The following is a 21545-nucleotide window of genomic DNA, read 5'->3' on the forward strand; positions in this document are numbered from 1 at the left end:
CTGTAGCCCTGCTGGCGCAGCGCCGCCAGCGTCACGCGGTCTTCAGCTTGCAGCTGCCTGTATCTCATCTTCATCTTCACACCTTACCGGAGGGGCAAGGTGTTGCACTTCGGATTTGAGAACGCCCTGGATTTGGCGAGAACCTCTCTCGGGCCCCTGGCTTCCCGAGTTCAACTGCACAATGGCTACGTCGAAGCGGCGCCCATGGGGCCGTTCGATGCAGCGTCCTGTCTTCTGACGCTGCACTTCACCACCGAAGCTGACCGGCTCAGAACATTGCGTGAAATTCATTCGCGGCTGAAGCCCGGAGGCGTCTTCGTCGCAATGCACTACAGCATCCCTCACAATCCTGAGGAGCGTGAGTTGTGGTTGTCCAGGTGCGCGGAGTTCGCCATCTCGTCAGGAGTGGATCGGAATCAGGCGAGAACATCGGCAGAGTTGATCGGTCAACAACTGCCGATCCTTTCGCCCAAAGAAGACGAAGCGCTCATGCGAGAGGCTGGTTTCAACGAAATCAGCACCTTCTATATCGGCTTGGCGTTTCGCGGCTGGGTGGCGCGTGCCTCGACTCAAGCGGATTAAGTATGCTGCGAACCGGCTATGAGTCCCACTCCGGCCTCCATGCTCAGCATAGGTGCCGGATAACTCACGCCGTCGAGCACACTACGGCATTTTGTCGCGCCATCTGAACTTTGCATCTGGTGGCGATTATGTGCCCACTGACGTAGCCCGGTCTTCGATAGTATTACTCATACAGGGCATGCCTTCCGAGGGCGAGCGTTAATGGGTAGCACTAGCAGCAACCCCCGGTTTCGCAGAGTTTTTTCCAATCACTGCGTCAAGTTGCTCGACCGGAATGAGTGCGTCAGCGGGGAACGTCGCGGCTAAGGTTGCGCGAGCAGCCTTCAATTTTTCAGTCGTTGCGCGCAACTCAGGTACGGCGGCACTCAACTCCTCTTCAGCTTTGCCAAGCTCCTTTATGGCTTGGTCTGCGCTTCGTTTGGCGAAGTCGAAACCATAGCCCGATGATGTTCTGAGATCGTCAAGAGACTTCTCTGCAAAATCGTTTGCGCTGCTAAATGCTAAAGTCTTTCGATACTTTTGAAGCATGGCGCGAAGGTATTCCTGGCTGGCCTTTAAATAAGTAACTACGGGATCGGATACGGGGGCGGTCTTGGGGGACGAAATTGTTTGAACTTCAATAAGATGCTTGTCGACCTCTGAGATATCTAGCTCAAGCTTCTCGAAGAGCTCTTTGAAAGTTATTTTTGTATCTGCCTCTGTCTCATACCGCGCGGAGTTTGCAACTCGTAAAGATACGTTTTTGACGTGCGGCAAAAGAGCTTCCATGAACTGCCTCTGCTCATACTTTGAATATGAAAAATATGCCACTGCAGATAGTGCGATGGAAACTGCTACTAGAAATATCTTCTTCATTTTATCTTCCTGCTATGGCCGGTGTGGCTTTCTGAAGTTCAACGTCTCAGTCTGTGCAAGCGGATGCTGTATGTCAGCTTGCCTCAAAGGCTAGACTCCACCTTGCCTGCGAAGAAATCTGCTTGGTTCATAGATGTGTTCGAGTGACTCACGATCAGTGCATTTGGCTTTCTCCGTGATCAGTCTCATCTCATCATCAAGATCCTGGTCGAACATGACATGGTTTTCATGCGGCGGCAGCGGCGATGGGTGGTCGAAGAGTTTTCTTATGTTGTCATGCCTAGATTTCCATCGGGCTGAGTTTGCGCGTGTATCGAATTGCAAACGAGGGGGCGCATCCTCCCTCGGGAGGATGAATCACCCAGGGGCTGTCAGGGTCTCCTTTTGGCAGCGCCGGACGATGGGTGAATGCGGCCAACGGCCGCAGCTTCGTCAGCCCTTCGACAAATGCCGCGTCACCCTGGCGCGCAGCAGCGCCACCAGCGCCGGGTCCATGTAGCGGTAGCGGTCTGGAATGCCCAGGCACACCACCGTCTTGCCGGTCAACTGCGGGCGAAAGCGCGCCTTCAGCCGTGCCTGGTGGTCGCGCTCCATCACGAAGATCAGGTCGGCCCAATCCACCAGTTCCGCCGTCAGCGGGTTTTCGGCGTCATGGTTCAGGCCGGCCGACAGGCATTCCACGCCCGGCGCGTCGGCAAACACCGCCTCGGCGGTGGGGCTGCGCCACTGGTTGCGGCTGCAGATGAAGAGGACGTTGGTCAATGCGGATGAAAGTGGGCCGGCCCGTTACAGTGCGAGGCAGCTTGCCATCGGCAAGATTCGGGCGCTGGTATGTATCCGGCCCGGCAAGATGAGGTGACGCCAATCATGCAAGGTTTGCGCGCGTTCGGGGCCATGCTGGCCTCGCTTCTGTTGGCCAACGGCTTGCTGTGGCATGTGCTGTCCGCCAATCTGGATGAGGGCATCTATCCGCCCGAAGCTGATTCCATTGGCATCCCAATGATGAGCGCCATCGGCGGCTCCTTCGTGGCGCTGTTGGCGGTGGGGGTGGCTGTTTCGCTGCCTCGACGAGGACGCGTCTGGCGGCTTGTCGGCAGCGCCTTTGCCGTGTTCGCCACCTTGCTGGCTTTGCTCCTGGCATTGGCGTGGTGCAGCCCGCATCACTTCCTGGCCGCTGCGGGCTTTCTGACCATGGCGCTGGCCAGCGCGTGGTCATGGTGGCAGGCTCGGCCTGTGTGAACAGGTTTGATCATCCATGCTCAGCCACCTCTCGCTTGCAGCGTCCAACCTGCAACTCGGTGGAGCCTGCCCATGCCGGTGCTGGCCATCGGTGGGGAACTGAGCGTGGGCCCAGCGGCTGCCGCTTCTGGCAGAGCCGTGAGCGCCTTGCAGCGCGCCGGACCTACCGGCGCTTTCCGGGCCGCTCCATGGCGACCTCGGACGTCTTGAACCCCAGCTTCTCGTAGAAGGCCGACACGCCCGTGCGGCCGGCGCGCAGCACCCAGGTCATGCGCTCGTTGTCACCCATCGCCGTCTGCACCAGGGCCGAGCCGATGCCGCGGCCACGGTGTTCGCCGTCCACCACGACCATCGAGATGTAGCCATTGAACAGCCCATCGCTGATGGCTCTGAGGAAGCCGATGACCCGTGCTTGCTCAACCGCCACCAGGGCCACTTGCGAGCGATCCACCAGCTCGCGGAAGACAGCGGGGTCCTCCACACGCGGCCCCCAGCCATTGGCAGCCAGGAGCAGGCGGGCCGGTTCGATTTCCTCGGGCAGGATGGGGCGGATCTGCATGGGTTTGATGTTGCGGGTGAGGCGCTCAGTCTCCGTCCATTTCGTCCAGTGCTTCACGCAGCTTCTGGATGTTGGCCTCGAAGTCTCCGTCGTCTTTCCACTTCTTCACCATGGCCACCACCTCATCCGCGGTGTACCGCTTGGCTTTGAGCTTGGCGATGTCCTCGACCATCTCGTCAAAGTCCTTCAGCGCCTTCTCTTTGCTCGAGTCAGCTTGGAAGTCCGCTTCATGGGCCTTCACGACCGGCACAAGCACGTCCAGGATCCGCCCCAATTGGCGGCCATAGCTGTATTCGCTGCCAATGCGCTTCTCGGCCATGGGGTCCTTGGTCCCCACGATGTTGTAGTTGACCAGCCCCACCTGCCCGACGATCTCGCCCCAGGTCCTGATCCATTGGGTGACGTCGCCCGACAGGGGCCAGCGGTTTCCTTTCAGCAGCGCAATCTGCCAGGCCAGCCAGGCATCGCCCAGGTCGGCCAAGGTCTTGGGGCTGTGTTTGGAAGAGGCCTGCTGCGTGGTGGCTGTTGCCATGGTGCTGCTCCCGGGCTGGGGCCCACGGGCGTGGGCGCTGTCCGCCATCGTGCATGACGCCAGCGCTCACGCCATCAGCAGTTCGAGGGGGGCAGCGCTTCCCGGCACACCGCCAGCACCAGGCCGCGCAGCCAGCGGTGGCCCGGGTCTCGCTCCAGCCGGGGGTGCCACATCTGGGAGATGACGATGGGCTCGGTGCTCACCGGCAGGGCAAAGGCCACCAGGGCCTCTTGCCGGGTGAAGAAGGATGCGGGCACCAGGGCCACCAGGTCCGTCTCTGCGGCAATGGACAGCGCGGCCCGGAAGCTGGGCACCATGGTCGCCACGGTGCGGCGCAGGCCGCGTTCGGCCAGGGCGTCGTCCACCGGCCCGGCGCCATGGCCCCGGCGCGAGGCCACGATGTGGCCGCAGGCGGCGTAGCGCTCGGGGGTGAGGGGGCCGTTTTGCAGCAGCGGGTGGCCCGGTCGCACGGCACCCACGAAGTGGTCGCGGTAGATGGCCTGCACCCGCACCTCGGGCCCGGTGGCAGGGCCCAGCACGCCCAGGTCCAGGTCGATCAGGCCTTCGCGCAGGGGGCGCACGTCCTTGTCGGGCTTGGGCGCAAAGCGCAGGCGCACGCCGGGTGCCTCGCGGGCGGCGCGGGCCACCAGGGCGGGGGCGAAGGCTTCGATGAAGCCGTCGTTGGCGCGCAGGGTGAAGGTGCGTTCCAGCGTGGCCAGGTTCCAGTCCTCGCCCGCGGGCTGCAGCACGGCGCTGGCGTCGCGGGCCAGGGCCTGCACCTGTTCGCGCAGGGCCAGGGCGTGCGGGGTGAGCACCATGGCGCGGCCGGCGCGCACCAGCAGCGGGTCGCCGGTGGCGGCGCGCAGGCGGGCCAGGGTGCGGCTCATGGCCGATTCGCTCAGCTGCAGGCGCTCGGCGGCGCGGGTCACGCTGGCTTCGGAGAGCAGCGCATCCAGCGCGGGCAGCAGGTTCAGGTCGGGGGCCATGGGCATGGGCGCAAAGCTAGCATGGCGTGGCGCGCCGGGGGTGGGTTTGAACCCTGGCGTGACGCGCATGAATGACCTGCACGCCACGCGCTGGGCAGGCGGGCGGCGCCTGCCTAAGCTGGCGGTGCCTTGTTGCCGACCTCTGCTGCTGAGCCTTGCCACCATGTCCTCACCTGTTGCCGCGGCCTCGCCCGCCCTGCCGCCCGCTCCCTCTGCCGCCCCGGCCGTGGCCGATGGCCTGCCCACGCCGCGACGCTGGGTGGCCATGGCCGCGCTGCTGGGCGGCATCGTGCTGGTGGTGCTGGACATGACCATCGCCAACGTGGCGCTGCCCGCCATCGCCCAAGCCCTGCAGGCCACGCCGGCCCAGGCGGTGTGGGTGGCCACGGCCTACCAGCTGGCGGTGGTGATGTGCCTGCTGCCGGCCGCGGCCCTGGGTGAACGGGTGGGCTACCACCGGGTGTTCACCGGCGGGCTGCTGTTGTTCATCGCGGCCTCGGCCTTGTGCGCGGCGGCACCTTCGCTGCCCTGGCTGGTGGCCGGGCGCTGCCTGCAGGGCCTGGGCAGCGGGGCCGTCATGCCGGTGGGGCTGGCGCTGCTGCGCTTCACCTACCCGCGCCGGCTGCTGGGCCAGGCCATCGCCTGGAACGCGCTGACGGTGGCCGCCGCGTCGGCCGCCGGCCCGGCGGCGGGGGCGGCGCTGCTGTCGGTGGCCAACTGGCCCTGGCTGTTCGCCATCAACCTGCCCATCGGCGCGCTGGTGCTGGCGGCCTGCGCCGGGCTGCCGCGGGTGGCGGGCTCGCACCGGCCGCTGGATGTGGGCAGCATCGCCCTGAACGCCGGGCTGTTCGCCGCCTTCGTGCTGGGCACCGACCGGCTGATGGACCAGCCCGCCCAGGGCGCCGCGCTGCTGGCGCTGGCGGCGGTGTGCGGCGTGGGCCTGGTGCGGCGCGAGCTGCCGCGCGCCGCGCCGCTCATTCCGCTGGATCTGCTGCGCAGCCACCCGTTTCGCATCTCCATCCTGGCCTCGGTCTGCTGCTTCACGGGGCAGATGGGCGCCACCGTGGCCACGCCCTTCTACCTGCTGCACGGCCTGGGCCAGAGCACCCTGGCCACCGGCCTGCTGATGACGCCCTGGCCGCTGGCGGTGATGCTGGCCGCCCCGCTGGCCGGCCGCCTGTCGGACCGGCTGCCCACCGCCTGGCTGTGCGCGGGCGGCGGTGCGGTGCTGGCCCTGGGCCTGGCCCTGTGCGCGGCGGTGCCGCTGCAGGGCCACCCCTGGCTGGGCGTGAGCGTGTTCACCGCGCTGGCTGGCGCGGGTTTCGGCTTCTTCCAGACGCCCAACAACCGCAACATGCTGCTCAACGCCCCGCCCGAACGCAGCGGCGCGGCCGGGGGCGCCCAGGGCACCGCCCGCCTCACCGGCCAGACGCTGGGCAGCCTGATGATGGGCCTGCTCTTCCACGTCCTGCCGGCCGGGCCCGCGGCCCGCTGGGGCCTGGCGGCATCGGCCGTGCTGGCGCTGGCGGCGGCGGGCATCAGCCTGCTGCGCAGCCCGGGGCGGGGCGCGGCCACAGCGCCTAGCATCGGGGCATGACGCTGCCGCCCATTCCCACCCACGACCACTGGATCCCCACGCCGCAGGGCCGGCTGTTCGCCCGCCGCTGGACGCCGCCGCAGGCCGAGGGCGAGGCCCGCAGCCCCATCGTGCTGCTGCACGAATCGCTGGGCAGCGTCTCGGTCTGGCGGGATTTCCCCGCCCGGCTGGCGCGCGCCACCGGGCGCGAGGTGATCGCCTACGACCGGCTGGGCTTTGGCCGCTCGGACCCGCACCCCGGCGCCCTGGCGCTGAGCTTTGTGCAGGACGAGGCCCGCGAGGGCTTTGCGGCGCTGCGCGCGCAGCTGGGCATCGGCCGCTTCGTGGCCCTGGGCCACAGCGTGGGCGGCGGCATGGCCCTGGGCTGCGCCCACGCCTGGCCGGACGACTGCGAGGCCCTGGTGCTCGAATCGGCCCAGGCCTTTGTGGAGCCGCTGACGCTGGCCGGCATCCGCGCGGCCGAAGCGCAGTTCGCCGCCGCAGGGCCGGACGGCGCCTCGCCCGCCATGGCCCGGCTGGCGGCGCACCACGGCGACAAGGCACCTTGGGTGCTGCGCGCCTGGGTGGACACCTGGCTGTCCAAAGACTTTGCCGACTGGAACCTGGACGCCCTGCTGCCCGGCTTGCGCTGCCCGCTGCTGGTGCTGCACGGCGAGCAGGATGAATACGGCTCACCCGCCCAGCCCCAGCGCTTCATGGCGCTGGCCGGCGGCCCCGCCACGCTGGCCCTGCTGCCCGGCTGCGGCCATGTGCCGCACCGCCAGCACCCGCAGCAGGTGCTGGACGCTGTGGCGGGTTTCCTGGCGGATCTTCCGGTGGGCTGAACGGGAACTGCGCGCTCCGCGCTGTCAGCCCCCGTCACCCCGGCGGCGCTGCCGCTGGGCCTCCTGGGCTTCGGCCTCGCGGGCCAGCTCGGCCCGCTGGCGGTCGATCTCGGCGGCGTCCCGTTCCAGGCGGGCCAGGGTCGCCGCGTCAAAGCGCAGGCTCTCGGGCAGCGGGGCCTGGCAGGCCTCGCAATGTGCCAGCCGGCGGTTGAACACCGTGAAGCCACAGGCCGGGCAGCGAAAACGGGTGGAGACGGTCATGGTCAGCCGGCAGCCTAACAAATTCAGATCGGGATGGCGGGCGCCGCCTGGTCCGGCTCCGGTCCCCGGTGCAGCACCGTCAGCAGCAGCAGGCAGTCGGTGTGGGCCGTCACCGCATGCGGCTCGCCGGCGGGCACGGCCACCAGTTGGCCGGGGCGCAGCGGGCAGTCGCTGTCGGGGGTGGAGACTTCGGCCTCGCCGCGCAGGCATTGCACGGTGATCTCGCCGCGCACCTGGTGCTCACGCAAGGTGGTGCCGGCTTTCAGCACCAGGCGGATCAGTTGCAGGTGCGGCGTGCGCAGCAGGCTGGTGCTGCGCTCGGCGTTGGGCTGGTCCACACCGGCGTACAGGTCGATGACTTCGTCGTGGCAGGCGTGTTTGAGGGCCATGGTCATGCTCCCGGCGCCGGGCTGGCGCGCATGCGGGAGTGATGCCAGAGTCCGGCCCGCCGCGTCAACCGGGTTGGGCCCAGGGCTCAGAAGTTTTCGGCGGGCAGGGTGGGCTTCACCAACGCCGCCAGCTGGTCCAGCGATTCCTGCCAACCCAGGTGGCACATCTCCAGCGGGACCAGCGCGGGGATGCCTTCCTGCGTGACGGTCAGGTCGGTGCCACAGGACACGGTGCGCAGCGTCACCGTGGTGATCATCTCGCCCGTCAGATTGGGGTCGTCGAAATGGTCGCTGTAGCGGATCGTCTCGTCGGGCACCAGGCGCAGGTAGGTGCCGCCGAAGGCGTGCGTCTGGCCGTTGCCGAAGTTGCGGAAGGACATGCGGTAGCGCCCGCCCTCGCGGGCGTCCATCTCCTGCACCTGGGCCACGAAGCCCTTGGGCGGCAGCCACTTGCACATCGCCTCCGGGTCCAGGAAGGCGCGGTAGACCCGCTCGGGCGGTGCCTTGAGCACGCGGTGCAGGGTGATGGTGCGTTCGGCCATGGCGGTCTCCTCGAGGTCAGGCCCGGACACGGGCTGTTTCTAGAATCCCGGACGATTGCACCACCAACCCGCCAGGAGTCTCACGATGACCACCGCCCCCAACAAGGATTTCGACAACGGCCTGGCCATGCGCAAGCAGGTGATGGGCGAGGCTTTCGTCGAGAAGGCCTTCAGCGGCCTGACCGAGTTCACCGCGCCGCTGCAGGAATACATCACCCGCAACGCCTGGGGCGACACCTGGCAGCGCGAAGGCCTGGACCTGAAGACCCGCAGCCTCATCACCGTCGCCATGCTGACCGCGCTGGGCAAGTCGCATGAGCTGAAAGGCCATGTGCGCGGCGCGCTCAACAACGGCGCCACCCTGCAGGAGATCCAGGAGGTGCTGCTGCACGCCAGCATCTACTGCGGCGTGCCGGCGGCGGTGGAGGGCTTCCGCGCCGCGGCCGAGGTGATCGACGGGCCCAAGGCCTGAGCTCGTCGCGGCGGCGTCAGGCCGCCTTCAGCGCCGCGGCCACGTAGGCGGCGGGCGGCGTGGTGGGCCGGCCGATCAGCGTCGAGAGCTGATGGCCGTCGTCGAACAGCGCGCCCTGGGCCGCACCCAGGTCGAACTGCGGCAGGGCCACCGCCCACCCTTCGGGCAGGCCGGCGCTGCGCAGCACGGCGGTGTACTCGTCGGCCGGCAGGTTCTTGTAGGGCACCGGCTTGCCGGCCTGGCGGCTGATTTCGGCGGCCAGCTCGGCCAGGGTCGGCGCGGTGTCGCCGGCCAGTTCGTAGACCTGGCCGGCATGGGCGGCGGGGTCGGCCAGCACGGTGGCGGCGGCTTCGGCGTAGTCGGCACGGGGGGCCAGGGCCAGACGGCCTTCGCCCGCGCTGCCCAGCAGCGCGCCGTGGGCCACCGCGGCCGGGAAGCCGGCGCTGTAGTTCTCGGCGTACCAGCCGTTGCGCAGCACGGTGGCCGGGATGCCGCTGGCGCGGATCATCGCCTCGGTGGCCAGGTGCTCGGGCGCCAGTGACAGCGGCGAGCGTTCGGCATGCAGCAGGCTGGTGTAGACCAAGTGCTTCACACCGGCCAGCTTGGCCGCGTCGATGACGTGGCGGTGCTGGGCCTCGCGCTGGCCGATCTCGCTGCTGGAGATCAGCAGCAGCGTGTCCACGCCGGCCAGGGCGGCCGCCAGGGTGGGGGCGTCCTGGGTGTAGTCGGCGGGGCGCACGGTCACGCCCAGGTCGGCCGCCTTGGCCGGGGTGCGGGCCAGAGCGATCACGGTGGCGCCGGGGGCACGGGTCTTCAGGCTCTGCAGCACCAGGCGGCCCAGTTGGCCGGTGGCGCCGGTGATGGCGATGGTGGTCATGGTCAGACTCCTCAGAAGGTGTGAAAGCACTGTACGATGGACACTTACTTTTCGGAAGTACGCACATGAAGGGAAGTACCCGGCTCCCGCTGTCCGAAGCCGTGCGCCGCGGCAACCTGCTGGCGGTGGACTGCCCCTCGCGCGAGGTGCTCAAGCACGTCACCAGCCGCTGGGGCGTGCTGGTGCTGCTGGTGCTGGAAACGCGCACCCACCGCTTTGCCGAGCTGCGCCGCGCCGTGGGCGGGGTGAGCGAGCGCATGCTGGCGCAGACGCTGCAATGGCTGGAGGGCGATGGGCTGGTGCGGCGCCAGGCCTTCGATGTGGTGCCGCCGCATGTGGAATACAGCCTGACGCCGCTGGGCCAGGAGGCGGCCGAGCGGGTGCGCCATCTGGCCGACTGGATCGAGACCCGGCTGGGGGAGGTGCTGCAACAGCGGCAGCGCCACACCGACGCGGCGGTCGCGCCCAAGGCCTGACGCAGGGGAGAGACCCTGCCTGTATCCGGGGGTAAGCTCGGGCCATTGCAGTCCTCCGGAGCCGCACGCGCATGCCCGCTGCCGACCCGCTCGTCACCCTGCCTGCCCCCCTGCGGGCCGGCCAGCCTTTCTTCTGGCCCAACCCGCACCGCCTGCCGGCCGCCCAGGCCCTGGCGGCCTGCCCTTACGGCCGTGCCGATGTCGAGGCCGCCGTGGCCCGCTGGCAGCGCTTCGGGCCTCTGCTGGCGCGCTGCTTTCCCGGCAGCGTGGGGCCGGGCGGGCGCATCGACTCCCCGCTGCTGCGCCAGGGCGACGACCACGGCCGGGCGCTGTGGGTCAAGGCCGACCACGCCCTGCCCATCACCGCCTGCATCAAGGCCCGCGGTGGCGTCTACGAGGTGCTCTGTCATGCCGAGCAGCTGGCGCTGGCGGCCGGCCTGCTGACCGAGGGCGGTGACACCGCGGTGCTGGCCGACGCGCCGGCCCGCGCCCTGTTCGCGCAGCACCGGGTGCTGGTGGGCAGCACCGGCAACCTGGGCTACAGCGTGGGCGTGATGGCCCGGGCGCTGGGCCTGGGGGTGGACGTGCACATGTCGCGCGACGCCAAGGCCTGGAAGAAGGACCGGCTGCGCGCGGTGGGGGCCACCGTGGTGGAACACGCCGGCGACTATGCCCAGGCGGTGGCTGCGGCGCGCGCCATCGCCCGCGACGACCCGCAGGCCTATTTCATCGACGACGAGGCCTCGCTGCTGCTGTTCTTCGGCTATGCCGCGGCGGCCTGGGATCTGGCGCCGCAGCTGACGGCCCAGGGCCTCGTGCCCACGCCGGAGCGCCCGCTGCGGGTCTACCTGCCCTGTGGCGTCGGTGGTGCGCCGGGCGGCGTGGCCTTCGGGCTCAAGTGCCTGTTCGGCGACGCGGTGCAGTGCGTGTTCGTCGAGCCGGTGGCCTCGCCCTGCTTCCTGCTGCGCCTGGCCAGCGGGGATGACACGCTGAGCGTCTACGACATCGGCCTGAACAACCAGACCGTGGCCGATGGCCTGGCGGTGCCGCGCGCCTCGGCGAGGGTGGCCGGCCTGGTGGCCCCGCTGGTGGACGCGGTGGTCACGGTGGCCGACGGCGACCTGCTGCGCATGCTGCGCTACCAATGGAACGAGCACGGCCTGAAGCTGGAGCCCTCGGCGGCGGCCGGCTTCGTGGCGCACGAGATGATGGCCGGCCCCTGCGCGGCCACGGTGGCCGCCTGGCGGCCCGAGCCGGTGATGCCGCTGGTCTGGACCACCGGCGGCAAGGGCCTGCCGCGCGACGTGTTCCTGGCCCTGCTGGCGGGCGGCCCGAGCCTGGGGCGGCTGCCGGTGGAGCGCCGAAAACCGGGGGAGGCCGGCGCCATGAAGTCCGGCTGAGCACCGGCCGGGGAGGCCGGGTTTCACACAACAACACCATGAAAACCCACGTCGTTTCCGCCGCCGAGCCGGCCACGGCCGTGGCCCGGTTGGCGCAGCAGCGTGCCGCCGCAGACGCCCCGCAGTTGATCTTCGCCTTCTATGGCGAGGGGGTGGACGACGCGCTGCTGCACCGCCTGCTGGCCGAGCGCTGGCCGCAGGTCCCGGTGGTGGGCGGCACCTCGGCCGGTGGGGTGATGACCCAGGATGGCCTGAGCGGCCCCCGGGGGATCGGCCTGATGGCGGTGGACGACCCCGAAGGCAACTTCGGCGTGGCGGCCGGGCCGCTGGGCCCCGACCCCGAGGCCCGTGCCACGGCCCTGTTGCTGCAGGCCGTGGCCCGCGCCGGCTGCGAGGGCGAGCTGCCCGCGATGGTCTGGGTCTACCAGGCGCCCGGCAGCGAGGAGGCGGTGCTGACCGGCCTGCGCCGGGTGGTGGGTGACCGCTGCCCGATCATGGGCGGCAGCGCGGCCGATGACGCGGTGGCCGGCCACTGGCGCCAGCTGGGGCCGGAAGGCCCGCTGCCCAACGGCCTGTCGGTGGCGGTGCTCTACCCGGCTGGCGCAGTGCGGGTGGTGTTCCAGGGCGGCTACGAGCCCAGTGGCCCGACGGGGGTGGTGACCGGCGTGGGCGGCACGGCTGGACGCCGCGCCGGCCAGCCGGGGGGGCCACCCATGCAGGGCCGCGAGTTGCTCACCATCGACGGCCGCCCGGCTGCCGCCGTCTACAACGGCTGGCTGGACGGCGCCCTTGACGCCCAGCTCGGCGGCGGCGCCGTTCTGGCCGAGACCGCGCTGCAGCCCCTGGCGGTGAAGGTGGGGCAGACGCATGGCCTGTCGCACTACCTGCTGGTGCACCCCTCGGCGGTCACGCCGGCGGGCAGCCTGCGCACCTTCTGCGACCTGCGGGTGGGCGACCGGCTGCACGCGATGCGCGGCGACCGCGCGCGCCTGATCGCCCGCGCCGGCCGTGTCGCGGCGCAGGCGCGCGCCTCGCTGCCGGCGGGCCAGCATGCGGCCGGCGCGCTGATCGTCTACTGCGGCGGCTGCCGCCTGGCGGTGGGCGATGAGCTGGACGCGGTGATGCAGTCGGTGCGTCAGCGCCTGGGGCCGGTGCCCTTTCTGGGCTGCTTCACCTTTGGCGAGCAGGGCTGGCTGCTCAACCGCAATGTGCACGGCAACCTGATGATCGCCGCCGTGGTGCTGGGCGCGCCGGAGGTGCCCCGATGACCGACCACGAGCCCGACCTGCAGAGCACCGAGGCCCTGCGCGACATGCTGCAGAGCCTGCAGCGCCACCACGAGGGGCTCAAGGCCGCCAGCGTGCAGACGCAGAAGCTGCTCGATGCGCTCGAATCCCTGCTGACCCTGGACGCCGAGGCCGACCCCTTCCCGCGGGTGTTCGCCTCGCTGCGGCGGGTGTTCACCTTCTCGCAGGCGCTGATGCTGAGCCAGGGCCGCGAGGCCGAGGCCGACACCCTGTCCTGCACCGTGGCCGAGCCCGAGACCGAGGTGGGCTGCCAGTGGCCGTTGACGCCCCTGCTGCGCAAGGTGCTGGCCGGCCGGGCGGTGGCCACCGTGCCCACCGCGGCGGATCTGGCGGCCGGCCAGGCCACGCCGTCCTGGCTGTACCTGCCGGTGCGGGTGCGCGAGCACCGCGGCATCCTGGCCCTGCGCCGTGGCCCCGGCGAGCTCGGCTTCAGCCGCGACCAGGTGGAGCTGGGCCGGCGCTTTGCGCTGCTGGTGTCGCATGCGCTGGCCACCCGTTTCGCCCACCAGTCGGCGGTGCGCAGCCGCGAGCTGCACGAGCTGGCCGAGCGCCTGCGCCACAGCGAGCAGCAGGCCCAGCGCAACGCCGAACTGCTGCACCACATCGTCGGCAACCTGCCGGTCGGGCTGGTGGTGCAGAACGGCCGGCAGCAGCTGCTGCTGAGCAACGCCGTGGCCGACCAGATGCTGCCGCTGCGGCCGGGCGAGCCGCTGGACGAGGCCGCGCGCCGCCTGCTGGAGCCTGGCCCCGGCCCGACCGGGCGCCGCCGCCGGGCCGACGTGCTGGAGCGCGAGGTGCAGCTCGATGGTGGCCGCACCCTGCTGATCACCAGCAAGCCGGTGCAGGTCTTTGACGAGGCGATGCGGCTCACGCTGCTCAACGACATCTCCGAGCGCAAGCACTACGAGCGGGAGCTGGCGCAGCGGGCCTATTACGACGAGCTGACCGGCCTGCCCAACCGGGTGCGGATGCAGGCCATCGTGGCCCGCGCGCTGGAGGGCCGTCCCGATGACGCGCCGGTGGCGCTGGCCTTCATCGACCTGGACAACTTCAAGCAGGTCAACGACTTCTACAGCCATGCGGTGGGCGACGCGCTGCTGCGCGCGGCGGCCCAGCGGGTGTGCGGCCAGATCCGCCCCAGCGACACGCTGGCCCGCATCAGCGGCGACGAGTTCCTGCTGCTGATCGACCCGCTGCCCGGCCTGGAGGCGCTGCCGGCGCAGATCGAGCAGGTGGTGGACAGCCTCAAGCAACCTTTCCACATCGAGGGGCTGGAGGTGCTGACCTCGGCCTCGGTCGGGGTCTGCATCTACCCGCTGCACGGCCGCAGCTACGAGGCGCTGCGCCGCTCGGCCGACAACGCGATGTACCGCGCCAAGCTGGACCGCAAGGGCAGTGCGCAGTACTTCACCGCCGCGATGGGCGAGGCCCTGACCGCGCGCATGGCGATGGAGCAGCGCCTGCGCGCCGCGCTGCGCGACCGCCGCTTCATCGCCCTGTACCAGCCCAAGGTGGAGCTGGACGGCGGCCGCCTGGTCGGCTTCGAGGCCCTGGTGCGCGGGGTGCAGCCCGATGGCACGCTGACCCTGCCGGCGGAGTTCATCGACCTGGCGGTCGAGCTGGGGTTGCTGGACCAGATCACCGCCCTCGTGCGTGACGACGTGCTGCAGGCGCTGCCGCAGCTGCGGGCCCGCTTTGGCGAGGCGGTGACGGTGAGCCTCAACATCGCGGCCCGGCAGGCCAGCGACGTGGCCTTCATGGATGGGCTGACGCGCGACATCACGCCCGACCAGGCCCGCGGCCTGATGCTGGAGCTGACCGAGGACGCGCTGGTGGCGGCCGAGCGCTTCCAGCGCCGGGTGCTGCCGCTGCTGCGCGCGCGGGGCCTGCGGGTGTCGATCGACGACTTCGGCACCGGCTATTCCTCGCTGGCCATGCTCAGCGACGAGATCGCCGACGAGGTCAAGATCGACCGCGCCTTCATCTGCCAGGTGCACCAGCGGCCGCGCAGCCAGAGCATCCTGCGCGCGATCGAGTCGCTGTGCGGCGCGCTGGGCATCGCCGTGGTGGCCGAGGGGGTGGAGACGGCCGAGGAACTGGCCTATCTGCGCCGCCACACCCACATCCGCGGCGCGCAGGGCTACTGGTTTGCCCGGCCCATGCGGCTGGCGGACCTGCTGGCCCAGGTCCACGACCCTGTCATGCCGCTGACACGCCCGCTGTCGACACTTTCATTTGAAAGTGAACGACGAGCGAATGAACCTCAGCCCCCGTCAACGTGACATCCTGAGCTGGCTGCACGCGTCCCACCAACTGGGCACCGAGCAGCTGGCCGAGCGCTTCCAGGTCAGCCCGCAGACCATCCGGCGCGACATCCATGGGCTGTGCGAGCAGGGCCTGGCCCGGCGTCAGCACGGCGGGCTGGCGCTGCTGGCGGCCCAGCACAACCGCAGCTTTGCCCAGCGCAGCAGCGCGCACAGCGAGCGCAAGCGCCGCATCGCCCAGGCCGCGGTGGGGCTGCTGCAGGACGAGGCCACCGTCTTCCTGGGCTACGGCACCACGGTGGCCGCATTCGCCCGCGCGCTGCCACCGGACAAACCGCTGCGCGTGGTGACCAACAACCTGGACGCCGCGCTGGCGCTGGCCGACAAGCCGGCGGTGGAGACCTGGCTGGCCGGGGGCCGGCTGCGCCCGGCCGACCGCGACCTGATGGGCTTTGCCACGCTGGAGTTCCTGCAGCGCTTCGAGGCCCACCTGGCGGTGCTGGGGGCCGGCGGCATCACCGCCGACGGCGTGCTGTGTGAGTTCCAGCCCGAGGAGGCCGAGCTCAGCCGCGTGCTGCTGGCGCACAGCCAGAGCCAGCTGCTGCTGGTCGACGGCAGCAAGTACCGGCGTGCCGCGCCCTGCCGCGTGGCCACGCTGGCCGAGCTGGACCATGTGTTCACCGACGAGGAGGCCCCCGAGGCGCTGCAGACGCTGTGCGCCCGCGCCGGGGTGGCCTTTCACCGCTGTGGCGAGGCCCAGCAACCATGAGCGACCTGCGACTCGACGGCATCGAGCAGCGCTTTGACGGCCAGGCCGTGCTGCGTGGCATCGACCTGGCGGTGGCGCGCGGCGAATTCGTCGCGCTGCTGGGCGCCTCCGGCTGCGGCAAGACCACGCTGCTGCGCCTGATCGCCGGGCTGGACCGGCCCAGCGCCGGCCACATCTGGATCGGCGGGCGCGACGTGACCGAACTGGAGCCGGCGCAACGCCAGCTCAGCCTGGTGTTCCAGTCCTACGCGCTGTTCCCGCACCTGAGCGTGGCGCAGAACATCCTGTTCGGCCTGCAGGCCCGCCGCGTGCCGCGCGCCGAGCAGGCCCGCCGGCTCGACCAGGCGGTGCAGATGCTGGGCCTGTCGGCCCTGCTGTCGCGCAAGCCCGGCCAGCTCTCCGGCGGCCAGCGGCAGCGGGTGGCGCTGGCGCGGGCCGTGGTGTCCCAGCACCCGCTGTGCCTGATGGACGAGCCGCTCAGCAACCTGGACGCGCAGCTGCGCGCCGAGATGCGGGTGGAGCTGCGCCGCCTGCAGCAGACCCTGGGCCTGACGCTGGTCTACGTGACCCACGACCAGGTCGAGGCCATGAGCATGGCCGACCGCATCGTGCTGCTGCACCAGGGCCGCATCGCCCAGGTGGGCACGCCCGCCGAGCTGTACGAGCAGCCGGCCAGCCCGGTGGTGGCGCGCTTCATCGGCCAGCCGCCGATGAACCTGATCGAACTGCCGGGCGAGCCAGGCTGCTGCGGCATCCGCCCCGAACACGTGCAGCTGGGCCAGGGCCCCTGGCAGGCCGTCGTCGAGGCGGCCGAGTACCACGGCGCCGACAGCCTGCTGACCGTGCGCCTGCACGGCCAGACGCTGAAGGTGCGCCACCCCGGCCGCCAGACCTGGCCGGTGGGCCAGAGCGTGCGCCTGGGCTGGGCCGCCGAGCACACCCGTCACTTCCCGTCCCTCCCGACCGATGTCCCCGGTCTCACCGACTGAACCCAAGGAGTTTGCGATGTCCTTCCAGACCCGATGCCTGGCCCTGGCGCTGGGCGCGATGACCACGCTGGGCGTGGCCGCCGCCGAGCCGACCCACGTCACCATGTACTACCCGATCTCGGTGGGCGGCCCGCTCACCCAGGTGGTGGACAAGCTGGTGGGCGAGTTCGAGAAGCGCAACCCCGACGTCAAGGTCGAGGCCATCTACGCCGGCAACTACGACGACGCCCGCACCAAGGCCCTGGCCGCGCTGAAGGCTGGCACCCAGGTGCAGACCTCGGTGCTGTTCTCGATCGACCTGCATGAGCTCAAGGACCAGGGCGTGATCCGCCCCTTCGACGACTTCGCCAAGACGCCGGAAGACCGCGCCTGGCTCAAGAGCTTCTACCCGGCGCTGATGGAAAACGGCCGTGTTGAGGGCAAGACCTGGGGCATCCCGTTCCAGCGCTCGACCATCGTCATGTACTACAACAAGGACGCCTTCCGCGCCGCCGGGCTGGACCCGGAGAAGCCGCCGCGCACCTGGGCCGAGCTGCGCGCCGACGCCGCCAAGCTGGTGCAGAAGGACGGCGCCACGACGAACCGCTGGGGCGTGATGATCCCCTCCACCGGCTACGCCTACTGGATGTTCGGCGCGCTGACCAAGCAGAACAGCCAGCCGCTGATGAACCCGGCCGGCACCAAGACCTTCTTCAACAGCCCCAAGTCGGTCGAGGCGCTGAACTACTGGGCCGCGCTGTCGGCCGACGGCCTGAGCCCGAAGGGCCTGATCGAATGGGGCACGCTGCGCCAGAACTTCGTCGAGGGCAAGACGGCCATCATGTGGCACTCCACCGGCAACCTGACCGCGGTGATGAAGGAGGCCAAGTTCGACGTCGGCGTGGCCCCGCTGCCCGCCCACACCGAGCCCGGCTCGCCCACCGGCGGCGGCAACTTCTACCTGTTCAAGAGCGGCACGGAGGCCGAGCAGCAGGCCGCCTACCGGCTGGTCAAGTTCCTGACCGCGCCGGAGCGTTCGGCCGAATGGAGCGTGGCCACCGGCTATGTGGGCGTCAGCCCGGCCAGCTACGACACCGCCACGCTGAAGACCTATGCCGCCAAGGTGCCGCAGGCGCTGGTGGCGCGTGACCAGCTCAAGGTGGCCACCGCCGAGCTGTCCACCCACCAGGCTGGCCGCGTGCGCAAGCTGCTGGACGACGCGATCCAGTCCGTCATCACCGGCCAGCAGGCGGCCAAGCCGGCGCTGGACGCCGCCCAGGCCCAGGCCGACCGCGTGCTGCGGCCCTACCAGCGCTGAGGCCACGGGGGCCCGGACGATGCAGCCGACCTTCTCCGCGTTCTCCGCGCGGCGCCCGGCGGGCCTGGCCTGGGCCCTGCTGGCACCGGCGCTGCTGCTGCTGGCCGGCTTCACCTACGGCCCCACGCTGGCCAGTGTCTGGACCGCGCTGCACACCGAGGCGCCGGGCCTGGCCCCGGCCTTCACCGGGCTGGACCAGTTCCGCTACCTGATCGAGGACCCGGTGTTCCGCCGCGCGCTGGCCAACAACGCGCTCTACGCGGCGGTCACCGTGCCGCTGTCGGTGGGCCTGGCGCTGGCGATGGCGCTGTGGGTGCAGGGCCGCTTCGCCGGCCGCGGCCTGCTGCGCCTGGCCTTCTTCACGCCCACCGTGCTGCCCATGGTGGCGGCGGCTAACCTGTGGCTGATCTTCTACGCGCCCGACATCGGCCTGCTCAACCGGGCGCTGGCCTGGGCCGGGCTGCACGGGCCCAACTGGCTGGGGCAGGACAGCACGGTGCTGTGGGCGCTGATGGTGGTCACCGTCTGGAAGGAGGCCGGCTTCTTCATGGTCTTCTACCTGGCGGCGCTGCAGTCGCTGCCGCCCGAGCTGATGGACGCGGCCCGGCTGGAGGCGCCCTCCGCCTGGACCCGGCTGCGCCGCGTCACGCTGCCGCTGCTGGCGCCCACCACGCTGTTCGTCGGCGTCAACGCGCTGATCAACGCCTTCAAGCTGGTGGACCACCTGTTCGTGCTGACCCACGGCGGCCCCAACAACGCCAGCATGCTGCTGCTCTACGAGCTCTACGAGATCGCCTTCAAGTTCCAGGACCTGAACCAGGCCGCCGCGCTGACGCTGCTGCTGCTGGCCCTGCTGGGCGGGGTCTCGGCCGTGCAGTTCCTGCTCTCGCGTCGCATCCATTACCGCTGACATGGCTTCTTCCACCGCTGTTGCGCCGCTGTCCGCCCCCGCGCGCGGCCTGGGCTGGCTCCTGGGCGCGCTCTGGATCCTGCCGCTGCTGCTGCTGGTCTGGGCCGCCTTCCGGCCCGGTGCCGGCGCGCTGCAGTTCGACCTGGCCGGCCCCTGGGGCCTGGACAACTTCCGCGCCGCCTGGCAGGTGGCGCCGTTTGGCCGCTACCTGCTCAACACCGCGGCCATCGTCAGCCTGCTGCTGGCGCTGCAGCTCACGGTCTGCACGCTGGCGGCCTATGCGCTGGCGCGGCTGCCCTTTGCCGGGCGCGGGCTGGTGTTCGCGCTGGTGCTGCTGCAGCTGATGGTGATGCCCGAGGTGCTGATCGCCGAGAACTACGCCGCCATCGCCCGCCTGGGCCTGGTGGACCGCTGGCTGGGTGTGGCCCTGCCCTACGTGGCCAGCGCCTTCGGCATCTTCCTGCTGCGCCAGAGCTTCATGACCGTGCCGCAGGAGCTGGAGGACGCGGCCCGCATCGAGGGCCTGGGCCGCCTGGCCATCCTCTGGCGCGTCTACGTGCCGCTGGCGCGGCCGACCTACCTGGCCTATGCGCTGGTCTCGGTGGCCTACCACTGGAACAACTTCCTCTGGCCGCTGGTGGCCACCAACACCGTGGCCAGCCGGCCGCTGACGGTGGGCATGGCGCTCTTTGCTGCGCCCGAGACCGGGGTGGACTGGGGCGTGCTGTCGGCCGGCACGCTGTTGTCGGTGGCCCCGTTGCTGGGAGGTTTTCTGGTGTTCCAGCGCCAGTTCATGCAATCCTTCATGCATGCTGGCTTGAAATGACCTCCGTGCGCCCGAACCTGCACCCCGATCACCCGCTGCCCCGCGTCGTGCTGACCGACGTCGACGACACCCTGACCTGGGAGGGGCGGCTGCCGTCGGCCACCCTGGTGGCGATGGAGCGTCTGGCCGCGGCCGGCGTGGCGCTGGTGCCCGTCACCGGCGCCTGCGCCGGCTGGTGCGACCAGATCGCCCGCACCTGGCCGGTGGCCGCGGTGATCGGCGAGAACGGCGCCTTCACCATCGAGCGTGAAGGCCGCCACCTGCGCTACCGCGACTGGCAGGACGAAGGCACCCGCCGGCGCCACCAGGCCTGGCTGCAGAAGGTGGCCGACACGCTGCTGCGCACCTACGTCGGCCTGGGCCTGGCGCTGGACAACGCCTACCGCCGCTGCGACCTGGCGCTGGACCATGCGCAGGAGGTGCCGCCGGTGCCGGCCGACACGGTGCGCCAGGCGGTCATCGATGCCCGCGCGCTGGGCGTGCAGGCCACGGCCAGCTCCATCCACATCAACCTCTGGCTGGGCGACTTCAGCAAGAGGGCCGCCTCGCTGGCCTGGCTGCGCCGCCACCACGGCTGGACGCCGGGCGAGCAGCCGGGCTACGTGGCCTTCGTGGGCGACTCGCAGAACGATGCCCAGATGTTCGAGACCTTCCCGCGCAGCGTCGGTGTGGCCAACATCCGGGCCCACCTGCCGTCCCTGCCGGTGGCGCCGGCCCACATCACCCAGGCACCCGGCGGGCTGGGCTTTGCCGAGTGGGTCAACGAGGTGCTGATGCCATGCTGATCGCCCAGCTGAGCGACTGCCACATCACCCGCCCCGGCACGCTGGCCAGCGGCCGGGTGGACACCGCCGCGCTGCTGCGGCAGGCGGTGGCCAGCGTGCAGGCGCTGGACCCGGCGCCCGACCTGGTGCTGCTGACCGGCGATCTGGTGGACGGCGGCGACCCCGCCGAATACGCCCGGCTGCGCGCGCTGCTGGCGCCCTTGCGCCCGCCGTGGCGGCTGCTGCCGGGCAACCACGACGCGCGGGCCGCGCTGCGCGAGGCCTTCCCCGAGCAGCCCTGGGCGGCCGGGCAACCCTTTGCCCAGTGGGTGACGGACCTGCCCGACCCGGCCGGCACGCTGCGCCTGATCGGGCTGGACACCGTCATCCCCGGCGCCCCGGGCGGCGCGCTGTGCCGCGACCGCCTGGCCTGGCTGGCCGACACGCTGGCCCAGGCCCCGCAGCGCCCCACGCTGCTGGCGCTGCACCACCCGCCGCTGCGCACCGGGCTGGAAGAGATGGACGGCATGGCCCTGGCGGAAGGGCGCGAGGCGCTGGCCGGCCTGCTGGCGCGCCACCAGCAGGTGCAGGCGCTGCTGTGCGGCCACCTGCACCGCCACATCCACGGCCAACTGGCCGGGGTGCCGGTGATCGTGGCGCCGGCCACCGGTCACCAGATCGCGCTGGACCTGCGGCCGGGGCAGCCGGCGATGTTCAACCTGGAGCCGCCGGGTTACCTGCTGCACCGCTGGACCGCGGGCGAAGGCCTGGTCACGCTGGGCGCGGTGACGGGCGACTGGCCCGGGCCCTATCCATTCTGAACGGCCG

At 70.5% G+C, this 21545-nt stretch carries 25 protein-coding genes; 16 read left to right on the forward strand and 9 right to left on the reverse strand.

Translation table 11 applies throughout. The features are described from left to right. Positions 1-99 precede the first annotated feature (99 nt). Positions 100-582 carry a class I SAM-dependent methyltransferase gene (locus KGA65_RS00870; RefSeq protein WP_225861250.1) on the forward strand — a complete coding sequence of 161 codons (483 nt, stop codon included), beginning with the start codon at positions 100-102 and terminating at the stop codon, positions 580-582. A gap of 198 nt (positions 583-780) precedes the next feature. On the opposite strand, the gene KGA65_RS00875 is transcribed toward KGA65_RS00870, so the two are convergent. Further along, a complete protein-coding gene (locus KGA65_RS00875) occupies positions 781-1437 on the reverse strand; it encodes a hypothetical protein (protein WP_225861251.1) in 657 nt (218 codons plus the stop codon). A gap of 432 nt (positions 1438-1869) precedes the next feature. Continuing rightward, positions 1870-2199, reverse strand: coding sequence for a low molecular weight protein tyrosine phosphatase family protein (locus tag KGA65_RS00880; protein ID WP_225861252.1), 330 nt, complete (start codon positions 2197-2199; stop codon positions 1870-1872). A 105-nt stretch (positions 2200-2304) separates the two neighbouring features. Between KGA65_RS00880 and KGA65_RS00885 the strand changes: the two genes are divergently transcribed. Beyond that, entirely contained in the window at positions 2305-2676 is a 372-nt protein-coding gene (locus KGA65_RS00885; protein WP_225861253.1) for a hypothetical protein, read from the forward strand. 163 nt (positions 2677-2839) lie between these two features. Here the strand turns inward: KGA65_RS00885 and KGA65_RS00890 are convergent, their stop codons facing one another. The 3 genes from KGA65_RS00890 to KGA65_RS00900 form a co-directional block, all read right to left on the reverse strand. Then, positions 2840-3235 (reverse strand): GNAT family N-acetyltransferase, encoded by a 396-nt coding sequence (locus tag KGA65_RS00890; RefSeq protein ID WP_225861254.1) that lies wholly within the window; start codon positions 3233-3235, stop codon positions 2840-2842. A gap of 25 nt (positions 3236-3260) precedes the next feature. After that, entirely contained in the window at positions 3261-3767 is a 507-nt protein-coding gene (locus tag KGA65_RS00895) for a hypothetical protein (RefSeq protein ID WP_225861255.1), read from the reverse strand. A 74-nt stretch (positions 3768-3841) separates the two neighbouring features. Next, positions 3842-4759 (reverse strand): LysR family transcriptional regulator, encoded by a 918-nt coding sequence (locus tag KGA65_RS00900; RefSeq protein ID WP_225861256.1) that lies wholly within the window; start codon positions 4757-4759, stop codon positions 3842-3844. A gap of 157 nt (positions 4760-4916) precedes the next feature. Here KGA65_RS00900 and KGA65_RS00905 point away from each other — a divergent pair, with 157 nt between their 5' ends. Together KGA65_RS00905 and KGA65_RS00910 are read left to right on the forward strand one after the other, a co-directional pair. After that, the gene (locus tag KGA65_RS00905; RefSeq protein WP_225861257.1) at positions 4917-6350 is read left to right on the forward strand and encodes an MFS transporter; all 1434 of its coding nucleotides are present in this window, start codon (positions 4917-4919) and stop codon (positions 6348-6350) included. Beyond that, a complete protein-coding gene (locus KGA65_RS00910; RefSeq protein ID WP_225861258.1) occupies positions 6347-7174 on the forward strand; it encodes an alpha/beta fold hydrolase in 828 nt (275 codons plus the stop codon). The genes KGA65_RS00905 and KGA65_RS00910 overlap by 4 nt, the downstream gene beginning before the upstream one ends. Positions 7175-7198: 24 nt before the next feature. On the opposite strand, the gene KGA65_RS00915 is transcribed toward KGA65_RS00910, so the two are convergent. The 3 genes from KGA65_RS00915 to KGA65_RS00925 all read right to left on the reverse strand — a co-directional run bounded on the left by KGA65_RS00915 (position 7199) and on the right by KGA65_RS00925 (position 8366). Next, positions 7199-7435, reverse strand: a complete 237-nt coding sequence (locus KGA65_RS00915) for a class III extradiol ring-cleavage dioxygenase family protein (RefSeq protein ID WP_225861259.1) — start codon at positions 7433-7435, stop codon at positions 7199-7201. A gap of 23 nt (positions 7436-7458) precedes the next feature. Continuing rightward, on the reverse strand, positions 7459-7824 hold the full coding sequence (locus KGA65_RS00920; protein WP_225861260.1) for a cupin domain-containing protein: 366 nt from the start codon (positions 7822-7824) through the stop codon (positions 7459-7461). Between the two features lie 86 nt (positions 7825-7910). Continuing rightward, positions 7911-8366 carry an SRPBCC family protein gene (locus KGA65_RS00925; RefSeq protein WP_225861261.1) on the reverse strand — a complete coding sequence of 152 codons (456 nt, stop codon included), beginning with the start codon at positions 8364-8366 and terminating at the stop codon, positions 7911-7913. 85 nt (positions 8367-8451) lie between these two features. Between KGA65_RS00925 and KGA65_RS00930 the strand changes: the two genes are divergently transcribed. Continuing rightward, the gene (locus tag KGA65_RS00930) at positions 8452-8838 is read left to right on the forward strand and encodes a carboxymuconolactone decarboxylase family protein (protein ID WP_225861262.1); all 387 of its coding nucleotides are present in this window, start codon (positions 8452-8454) and stop codon (positions 8836-8838) included. A gap of 16 nt (positions 8839-8854) precedes the next feature. Here the strand turns inward: KGA65_RS00930 and KGA65_RS00935 are convergent, their stop codons facing one another. Continuing rightward, a complete protein-coding gene (locus tag KGA65_RS00935; protein ID WP_225861263.1) occupies positions 8855-9715 on the reverse strand; it encodes an SDR family oxidoreductase in 861 nt (286 codons plus the stop codon). Between the two features lie 65 nt (positions 9716-9780). On the opposite strand from KGA65_RS00935, the gene KGA65_RS00940 reads away from it, so the two are divergent. The 11 genes from KGA65_RS00940 (at position 9781) to KGA65_RS00990 (ending at position 21538) form a co-directional block, all read left to right on the forward strand. Then, positions 9781-10191 carry a winged helix-turn-helix transcriptional regulator gene (locus KGA65_RS00940; protein WP_225861264.1) on the forward strand — a complete coding sequence of 137 codons (411 nt, stop codon included), beginning with the start codon at positions 9781-9783 and terminating at the stop codon, positions 10189-10191. A 71-nt stretch (positions 10192-10262) separates the two neighbouring features. After that, a complete protein-coding gene (dsdA, locus tag KGA65_RS00945; protein WP_225861265.1) occupies positions 10263-11591 on the forward strand; it encodes a D-serine ammonia-lyase in 1329 nt (442 codons plus the stop codon). Between the two features lie 38 nt (positions 11592-11629). After that, on the forward strand, positions 11630-12859 hold the full coding sequence (locus KGA65_RS00950; protein ID WP_225861266.1) for an FIST signal transduction protein: 1230 nt from the start codon (positions 11630-11632) through the stop codon (positions 12857-12859). Next, positions 12856-15180, forward strand: a complete 2325-nt coding sequence (locus KGA65_RS00955) for a putative bifunctional diguanylate cyclase/phosphodiesterase (RefSeq protein ID WP_225861267.1) — start codon at positions 12856-12858, stop codon at positions 15178-15180. The genes KGA65_RS00950 and KGA65_RS00955 overlap by 4 nt, the downstream gene beginning before the upstream one ends. After that, positions 15155-15931, forward strand: a complete 777-nt coding sequence (locus KGA65_RS00960) for a DeoR/GlpR family DNA-binding transcription regulator (RefSeq protein ID WP_225861268.1) — start codon at positions 15155-15157, stop codon at positions 15929-15931. Before KGA65_RS00955 ends, KGA65_RS00960 begins: the two co-directional genes overlap by 26 nt. Next, positions 15928-16920 (forward strand): ABC transporter ATP-binding protein, encoded by a 993-nt coding sequence (locus KGA65_RS00965; RefSeq protein ID WP_225861269.1) that lies wholly within the window; start codon positions 15928-15930, stop codon positions 16918-16920. The genes KGA65_RS00960 and KGA65_RS00965 overlap by 4 nt, the downstream gene beginning before the upstream one ends. A 16-nt stretch (positions 16921-16936) precedes the next feature. Continuing rightward, positions 16937-18217 (forward strand): ABC transporter substrate-binding protein, encoded by a 1281-nt coding sequence (locus tag KGA65_RS00970; protein ID WP_225861270.1) that lies wholly within the window; start codon positions 16937-16939, stop codon positions 18215-18217. 19 nt (positions 18218-18236) lie between these two features. Beyond that, the gene (locus KGA65_RS00975; RefSeq protein WP_225861271.1) at positions 18237-19127 is read left to right on the forward strand and encodes a carbohydrate ABC transporter permease; all 891 of its coding nucleotides are present in this window, start codon (positions 18237-18239) and stop codon (positions 19125-19127) included. A 1-nt stretch (position 19128) separates the two neighbouring features. Continuing rightward, on the forward strand, positions 19129-19953 hold the full coding sequence (locus tag KGA65_RS00980; protein ID WP_225861272.1) for a carbohydrate ABC transporter permease: 825 nt from the start codon (positions 19129-19131) through the stop codon (positions 19951-19953). Further along, complete coding sequence (locus KGA65_RS00985) at positions 19950-20738, forward strand: HAD family hydrolase (RefSeq protein ID WP_225861273.1); 789 nt, start codon at positions 19950-19952, stop codon at positions 20736-20738. The genes KGA65_RS00980 and KGA65_RS00985 overlap by 4 nt, the downstream gene beginning before the upstream one ends. Next, positions 20732-21538, forward strand: coding sequence for a phosphodiesterase (locus KGA65_RS00990; RefSeq protein WP_225861274.1), 807 nt, complete (start codon positions 20732-20734; stop codon positions 21536-21538). Before KGA65_RS00985 ends, KGA65_RS00990 begins: the two co-directional genes overlap by 7 nt. Positions 21539-21545 lie beyond the last annotated feature (7 nt).

This window comes from Ideonella benzenivorans, assembly GCF_020387415.1.
Classification (GTDB): Bacteria; Pseudomonadota; Gammaproteobacteria; order Burkholderiales; family Burkholderiaceae_C; genus Ideonella; species Ideonella benzenivorans.